At 32.2% G+C, this 8,202-nt stretch carries 9 protein-coding genes; all 9 read right to left on the bottom strand.

What is annotated here, in order from left to right; translation table 11 throughout:
- Positions 1 to 176: 176 nt before the first annotated feature.
- Positions 177 to 851: a fructose-6-phosphate aldolase gene (locus ACWODM_RS15920; RefSeq protein WP_455322313.1), complete on the bottom strand. Its 675-nt coding sequence runs from the start codon at positions 849 to 851 to the stop codon at positions 177 to 179.
- A gap of 93 nt (positions 852 to 944) precedes the next feature.
- A complete protein-coding gene (locus ACWODM_RS15915; protein ID WP_455322312.1) occupies positions 945 to 2,207 on the bottom strand; it encodes a PTS galactitol transporter subunit IIC in 1,263 nt (420 codons plus the stop codon).
- An 18-nt stretch (positions 2,208 to 2,225) separates the two neighbouring features.
- On the bottom strand, positions 2,226 to 2,519 hold the full coding sequence (locus ACWODM_RS15910; RefSeq protein WP_455322311.1) for a PTS sugar transporter subunit IIB: 294 nt from the start codon (positions 2,517 to 2,519) through the stop codon (positions 2,226 to 2,228).
- Positions 2,520 to 2,534: 15 nt separating this feature from the next.
- Positions 2,535 to 3,608: a galactitol-1-phosphate 5-dehydrogenase gene (locus ACWODM_RS15905; RefSeq protein ID WP_455322310.1), complete on the bottom strand. Its 1,074-nt coding sequence runs from the start codon at positions 3,606 to 3,608 to the stop codon at positions 2,535 to 2,537.
- Positions 3,605 to 4,270 carry a ribulose-phosphate 3-epimerase gene (gene rpe / locus ACWODM_RS15900; protein ID WP_455322309.1) on the bottom strand — a complete coding sequence of 222 codons (666 nt, stop codon included), beginning with the start codon at positions 4,268 to 4,270 and terminating at the stop codon, positions 3,605 to 3,607. The genes ACWODM_RS15905 and rpe overlap by 4 nt, the downstream gene beginning before the upstream one ends.
- Before the next feature lie 15 nt (positions 4,271 to 4,285).
- A complete protein-coding gene (locus ACWODM_RS15895) occupies positions 4,286 to 4,681 on the bottom strand; it encodes a hypothetical protein (protein ID WP_455322308.1) in 396 nt (131 codons plus the stop codon).
- Positions 4,682 to 4,706: 25 nt separating this feature from the next.
- A complete protein-coding gene (locus ACWODM_RS15890) occupies positions 4,707 to 5,165 on the bottom strand; it encodes a PTS sugar transporter subunit IIA (RefSeq protein WP_455322307.1) in 459 nt (152 codons plus the stop codon).
- A gap of 24 nt (positions 5,166 to 5,189) precedes the next feature.
- Positions 5,190 to 5,792, bottom strand: coding sequence for an SIS domain-containing protein (locus ACWODM_RS15885; protein ID WP_455322306.1), 603 nt, complete (start codon positions 5,790 to 5,792; stop codon positions 5,190 to 5,192).
- 19 nt (positions 5,793 to 5,811) lie between these two features.
- Entirely contained in the window at positions 5,812 to 7,881 is a 2,070-nt protein-coding gene (locus tag ACWODM_RS15880; RefSeq protein ID WP_455322305.1) for a BglG family transcription antiterminator, read from the bottom strand.
- Positions 7,882 to 8,202: the final 321 nt, after the last annotated feature.

The following is an 8,202-nucleotide window of genomic DNA, read 5'->3' as shown; positions in this document are numbered from 1 at the left end:
CACCTTTACCATAACAGAATGGGGTTCTTTTTTCATCACTTAACGGGTGAGAATCGAAAAGTTAATTTTTCCTGCCGTTAGGCAGTTTCTAAACAATTATAAGGAAAGTATGAATTATTCAGGATCTATAGGTATTATTAGATTCTATAATTTTTATATGATTTCTCTACTTAATCTTATAGGCTTGAAAGATTCGTGACTTCAAATACATCTTCCCAATCATTTTGAAAGTCTTTTACTGCTTTATCTATAACCGAACTACTTAAAAGATTAGATACAATATCTACATTAACAGTGGTCGCTTGAGCGCCAGCTTGAATAGACTCATTAACTTGTGTAATATTCTTAAAACTAGCACATAAAATCTTCGAATCACTTTTGACAGAATGAATATGGTTAGCTAAATTACTTATTATTTCTTTAGAATTAACACCTAAATCTTCCATTCGATTATAATAAGGCGCTAAGTAATCCACATTTGCAGCAACTGCTAAATATCCCTGAAACTCCGTATAAATAGCTGTTGCAGTAATTTTATAATTTTTTTCTTTTAATATCTTTATTGCTGCTAAACCTTCAAGAGTAACAGGTATTTTAATATATGTTTCAACTCCTAAATTTTTAACAATAACCTCTGCATCTTCGATAATACGTTTTCTCGAAGTACCTATTACTTGTACATGTATCTCCAAGTTAGGAATTATTTTCTTTATTTCTTTCATATGTGAGAAAAACTCTATTCTACCTTCTTTTTTTACAATTGTTGGATTAGAAGTAATTCCTTGTAATGGTAAAATTTTAGAATAGTATTCTATGTCAGAAATATTTATAGTATCTAAAAATAGTTTCATATGTTCCTCCTTAATATAGTAAAAGTACAGTTAATCAAAACGAATATTCGAATCGATTAACTGCACTTCCATCAAAACCCAAAATACTAATTTTTAACCAAACAAACTCAATACATAATACACAATCCATGAATACCACTGTGTTCCTACAGCTAATGAAGTTATTTGCTGTACATCTCCTGGTACTTGATAACCGATGTCAGCTGCGATATTTGTCATAATCGGAGCTGCAAAACCTGCTACATATAGTGTGATTGTTGCAATGAAGATTCCAGTAATGATACCTCTAAATAAATTGCCTTTAGATGGTAAGATTGCAAAGATCATGTAGAATGGTAAAGCTGTTAAATCTGCTAGTGGCAAAACTTTATTTCCTGGTAAAATAAATGCTAGGATTAAAGTGATTGGTATCATCAATAGCCCTAATGACAATACGAATGGGTGCCCAATTCCTAATGCTGCATCTAAACCAATATAAATTTCACGTCCTTCAAAACGTTTTGACATAAATTCTTGCGCTGCTTCAGAAATAACAATTAAACCGTCCATTAAAAGTGACACCATTCTCGGAATCAAAACTAAAGAAGCTGCTAAAGTAACGCCTGTGGTTAAAATTTCAGAAATGGGCATTCCTGCGACTGCTGATAGCAAGACACCAATAATTAACCCCATCATCATTGGTTCACCGAAAATACCTAAGCGCTTTTGAACATTTTCAGTACTCCAGTTAATTTTATTGATTCCAGGAATTCTGTCCAATAACCAATTCATTGGATAACCTAATACTGCCCAACCAGTTGTTTGAAGTGCCGGTAAAGAAATTCCTTCCAAACCTAATACTTCTTCCACGTCTTTTTGAGTCCAATCTGCTAGTTTAAAGATGATTGCCATATTAATGACGGCGCTTAATACAGCTAAAATCATATTACCTGTTGTTAAGTAAAGTGCACTAGCGATAAACATAGGCTGCCAAAAATTCCAAATATCCACATCCATTGTTTTAGTTAAATTAAACATAATCATTAAGATGTTCGTGGCAATGATTGCGATAAATACGAAAGGTACCACCGGTGTTCCCCACGCAATCGAAGAACCAATCCCCCAACCGATATCTGTTGCAGTTAAACTAAAATTGTATCTTTCAACTAATGCTTCTGTTACAGGTGTAATAGCATTCATCATGACTCCTGCCATTACATTGATACCTATAAATCCAATACCAACAGTTAGGCCGGCTTTAAAAGAAACTGATATCTTTTTCCCAAAGATAATCCCTAAAAGTGTGATAATAATTGGCATCATTACACTAACACCCAAATCAATAATATACTTAAAAAAATTGAAGATTGTTTCCATTTTCTTCCTCCTTCAATTCTAGAAATTCAGAATTTCTTTAATTTCTTGTTTTGTTTTTTCTTTACCAATTCCAGTTAGGAATGATCGTCCTAAAATAACCGGAACATCTCCTAAATCAGCATTTATTGTTGTTGAACTAATGATTAAATCTGGCTTCTTATTAGCTACTCTTGAAGGAATGTCAGAGACAATGCATTGACTAATATCATACTGCACCTTATTTTCATCCAAAAATTCTGATACTTTTTTTACAATAACTGTTGATGTTGCAATTCCAGTTCCACAACATACATAAATTCTTTTTCTATTCATATTACTCCATCCTCTCTAGTCTGCTTCAGGGAAAAACATCACTTTTCCAAAGTTATCTTCAGGTTTTTTATGTGTAATCGTATCAAAAATTGCTGGACCATCTGATAGTTCTAATCGATGTGTAATCATTGATTTTACTTCTAATTGCTTATTTTCAAGTAACGCCATGATTGTTGTCCATTCTTTTCCTGGGAAAGGTGCAGATACGCAACTCCATGATCCCCAAACTTTTAACTCGCTTCGTACGATTTTTTCAAAGTAGAAACGTTCAACCATAACATCAGCATATGGAATACCTAAAAAAACGACACCACCACCTTTTTTCGCATAAGCAAATACTTGCGCAGAAGTAATTGGAGAACCAGCTGCTTCAACCACGATATCCGCCATTAAATTTTCTGTGAATGACGCGATTTTTTCTAAAGGATCTTCTTTTAATGAATTTATCGTGTGTGTTGCTCCGAAGTCTTTGGCCATCTCTAATGCTTCATCTGCAATATCTATAGCAATAATTTTAGTAGCCCCAAAAATCTTCGCAAATTTAATGGAAAGTAGGCCCATATTACCGCAACCAACAACTACTACTTCATCTCCTGCAGTAATATTAGTATGATAATATCCATGCACGACTACTGCAGAAGGCTCAATCATTGCAGCTGATTCATAATCAACTGAATCTGGAATAGGTACACAATTTTTTTCTGGTAAACGAATATATTCTGCGTAGGCACCACCATGTCGTGCACCAATTACCGTTAAATTTTCACAGCGAGCATATTCCGCTTTTTTACAGTAATAACATTCTTCAACATCTAAATCTTCACAAGTAAAGCATGGTGCACCTGCCACACGATCTCCAACTTTAACATGATGGACTTCCTCACCAATCTCTACAACTTCTCCAGAAAACTCGTGTCCCCAAACCATTCCTTCAACATATGGCCCTAACTTTTTATATCGTGATAAATCAGAACCACAAATACCCACTGCTTTTACTTTAACAATGACATCATTTGCTTTTTCTAATACTGGATTTTCAGCTTCTTCATATCGTAAGTCTTGTTTTCCATATAATTTTAAAGATTTCATTCCAATTCTCCTTTATTTAAAGCTTCTTCTAAAGCAGTTAAATTCTCTTTAGTGTTACCTGAAAACATGAATGAACCGACAACAAACCAGTTGGCCCCTGCTTGGTAGCAATCAGCAATATTCTCGGCATTTACTCCACCATCAACTTGGATATCAATATTTCTATCACCAATTAATTGTTTCATATCTTGGATTTTTTTATATATTGGTACATATAATTTTTGCCCACCTAATCCAGGATTAACAGTCATTAATAAGACATAGTCAATTTCATCCAGGACCATTTTAATCGATTCCACAGGGGTTCCTGGATTCAATACCACACCTGCTTTTGCTCCCAATTGTTTGATTAGCTGAATCCCTCTTAATAAATGAATAGTTGCTTCTTGATGAATACTTATATATTCCACACCTGCCTCAATTAGTACTGGAATAAATTTTTCAGGATTCTCTACCATCATATGAACATCAAATTGAAAAGGTAAAACTTTTTTTAAATCAGCTACTTGTGTTGGACCAAATGCGATATTTGGTACGAATGTCCCGTCCATCATATCGACATGGAGAATGTCAATATTCAAATTTTCTAACGGAGAAACTTCTTCTTTTAACTTACTAATATCTGCTCCAAATAAAGATGGCATGATTTTTGTTTCACGCATAATTAAAAACTCCTTTTATAGTTCAGAATATTTTATAATCAAGTCTTGCTCGCTTTCATAACTGTTCTTTTTATTAAAATAAAGAACGGTATAACTACCACTAGAATTTTTTAATGGTTGAACCCACATTTCCTTTCCTACTGGAACAAGAATGTATACTGGAAAGCTTTTTCTTTTCTCTTCCCACAGTTGGTGTAGTTCGGAAACAGCTTTTGATTCATTATCATGTACAAACTGTTTGATTTTTTTAGGAATGTAATACATATAAATGATTCGAGCATACAGAAGTACTCCGCCATAAAAAGCAAATAGAATCAAGAAGACTGTCTTATTTTCTTGTAACGTATTCAAAATCCCCCTACCAAAATCACCCAGTAACCATTGATTCATTTCGTACATCATGCTTCCCATCTTATTCGCTCCTATCTGGCTTTGGTTAGTTTAATATCTGTAATACATCTGTAGCGTCGGTCGCTTGTACTAATTCATCAATTTTCGTGCCATTTTCAATCAATGAGATTACTGCTTGCAATACGTCTAATTGTTTGGATGGATCTTTAATTGCTAGCATAAATATAATTCGCACAGGAACAATGATATCTTCTGCTCCCATTTCTTGAAATTCAACAGGCTCTTTTAAAATACCTACAGCTATTGTTGCTTCATTCACATGTTTACTATCTACATGTGGGATAGCAATTCCATAAGATGTAGTATTCAATCCTGTTGGAAAAGTGTGCTCTCGTTCTTTAATAGCTTCTATATAACTTTCTTTTACATAGCCATTTTTCAACATTAATGAAGACACACTATCCAAAGCCTCTTCCTTTATTTTTGTATCACTCGATAGAAAAATAATGTTTTCTGGATTAATCATTTTGCCTAACTCACTCATATGCATACCTTTCTCATATTCTATTTATTTCCCAAGTAATCGGTCTCCAACTGCACCACTAGGATGATTGATGCCAAATTGTTCTTTTGTAAATCCTGTATAAGTCATCAACGCAATACATACCGTATCAAAAGTTGAAATAACTGCTAAAGTACTTGCTGTTGCAAGCATATTGAATGGATCTGGTTCTTTTTCAACAGCAATTTTTACAAAAAGATTCGAATAATCCCCAATTTTAGATTCTTCTTTCTCACCAACACCTACAATGAATGCTCCTTGTGCTTTGATTGAATCAAGTAAGTTGGTTAACTCTTTTGTATTTCCACCTTTGGAAATGACTATAACAATATCTTTATCAGTAATGATTCCCATTGACCCATGAATGGCATCAGAAGGACTCAAAAATACTGCCGGTACGCTTACACAAGAGAGTGAATGAACAATTTTTTTTGCTGCGGTTCCTGATGTTCCACATCCTGTAACAATAACGTTTCCTTTTTTCTCACCAATTTTTTCAACTAACGTAGCTAATACTTCTTGATCAACTGATTTAGATAATGCACCAATAGCTGCTGCTTCAATCTCAAAAGTATTTTGAATACTTTCTTTAATTTCTTGTTTATTCATTTCAAAATCTCCTTCATTGTTAAGTTATATTCTCTGCTAATAATCTCAAAATATCGGTTTTCCTATTTTCTAAAAGCAACAAATTAATTAACTCATTGTTTTCTGCCACCGTTAGGATATCCAAAATAGCTTGATTATGTTGTTTTCGGTCAATCGGAGCCAACAAGAAAACAACGTTAACTTGTTGCTCGTTTGAAAAATTCACGCCTTCTTTAACAAGGAGCATACTAATAGCGATTTTTTTGACCCCTTCTTTGGGTGTTGCATGTGGAATTGCGACACGTTCACCTAAAATAGTATATGGATCTGAAAAATCATGACTTTCAATTACTTTTTTTATATATCCTTTAGTAATTGATCCATCTTTTAATAAAGGCTTAGCTGCCAATCGAATCGCTTCTTGATAGTCTTTTACATTATCTACTATAAAAATTCTATTTAAGGAAAGAAAATCAACTAAGCGCATGGCACTAATAGTTTCTCTAGATGCTTCTGGCAATTCGGCTAATTGATTTTTGCCTAGGACTTGTAAAATTTGAGTTCGGATCTCATCATTTTTATTGATAGGTACATAGTCTGATATTATATTCATTATTTTTTCTACGATGTTTAATTGATCATCTACACCAAAAATCTTTTTAAAAACATTTGAACGTAGTTGCTGCTTCTCATGATTACTCATCGTAGCATGAACAACAAAACAGTTTTCATACGAATGAAAATGTCCAATAGAAAAAATAATATCTACTTTTAAACGACTTTCTTGAAAGGCTCGGTGAGATACAGGTTCATAAAAGTATACTTCTGGAAATAAATCCATTAATTGTGTAAGCATCAATTGTGAGTAAGTAACTCCTTTGGGACAAATCACGATAGCCGTTTTTATTTTAGGAAATTCTGATTTCCCTTGTGGTAATATTTTGGAACCTACGATTAAGGAAATATACATTATTTCAATTTCTGGTAACGGAACTTCCAAAAATTCTTCTAAGGGCTTAAAACAATTTTTGATAATAGAATTCAAAAAATTATATTGAGTAATAACATTATCAAAAAATTCTGATTCGTATAAATCATTTTTTTTATTTATTAAATACTTCATACGGTAGTAAGCAGGAGTAAGATGGTACATTAAACTATTTAATAATGTTTCTTTATCTTTTAATTCTATAGATGTAGTTACTTCAAGATTCTCAATACACTTTTCTATTACTTTGCGTAGTTTGAAAGTAACACTCTCACTAACAAAATCTCCAGACACAATATTCGATGAAAGAATTTGAAGTGATATATATATCGATTCTCTTTTTCCATATTTTTCTAAAACAAGTAGTTTTTCAATAACCTTTACTTCATGTAAATTTAAAATATCGAATTCATCTTCCAGCCTTCGCTTTTTGACAATTTTGCCATTAGAAATACGCTTAAACAAAATTATCAAAAAAAAGGGCAATATTTGATATTGTTCATCTGAAAAGTTTATCTCTAATTCTCGCTCGATTTTTTTTAGTTTGCTTTCTACTCTTTGTATTTCTGAAATTTTTATTCCTGAAAACTCAGATAATAATTGTAAACCTTTAGTCATTTTGATAATCTTAAAGAGAGTTTCTTTAATGAAGTCTCGAATCAAAAGTTCGTTTCCTGAGAGTGAATAGCCCTGTATTCTCGAATAAGTTATTTCTAATGTAAATGTTTTCAATCTCTTTTTTAATTTAGATAAATCTCGAAGAATTGTATTTTTACTTACATTCAATTCATAAGAAAAATATTCTAAAGATAAATCTAAAGACTCGTTAAATAACAATAGTGCAAGTATTGTTATTCGTTCTTCTTGAGAATAAAAAACATTCTTATTAGGTAATTTGTTTTTTTCACTAAATAAAGAGGATACAGATGGATCAATAATAAATCCACCATCTTTTTTACGTTGAATACTTGGCAATTCATTTTCAATTAAAAACTCATTAATTTTTGCTATTGCATACCTAATTTGATCTCTTGAAAGATTTAACTTTTTTTCTACCTCCTTTCTAGTAATGCTTGGATTAGAAAGAATTTCAGTTAGTATTTTTAAATACTTTTCTTCCAACCAACTTCACCCCTTCCGATTACTCATTAAACTTTTATAAAATAATGTACATCCCTTGATTTATATTATAGGTTCTAAACTTCAAAAAGTATAAGCGTTTTCATTCATAAAATTCCCTCACCTTTTTTGTAATGTGGTGATAAGCAAATTTTTTTATGACTATTCTATGTTATAAAAAAATTTAATTGTAATACTATTTCCTGAATAATTCATACTTTCCTTATAATTGTTTAGAAACTGCCTAACGGCAGGAAAAATTAACTTTTCGATTCTCACCCGTTAAGTGATGAAAAAAGAACCCCATTCTGTTATGGTAAAGGT

This window comes from Enterococcus olivae, from assembly GCF_053760925.1.
This window is presented reverse-complemented; position numbering and strand designations above follow the sequence as displayed.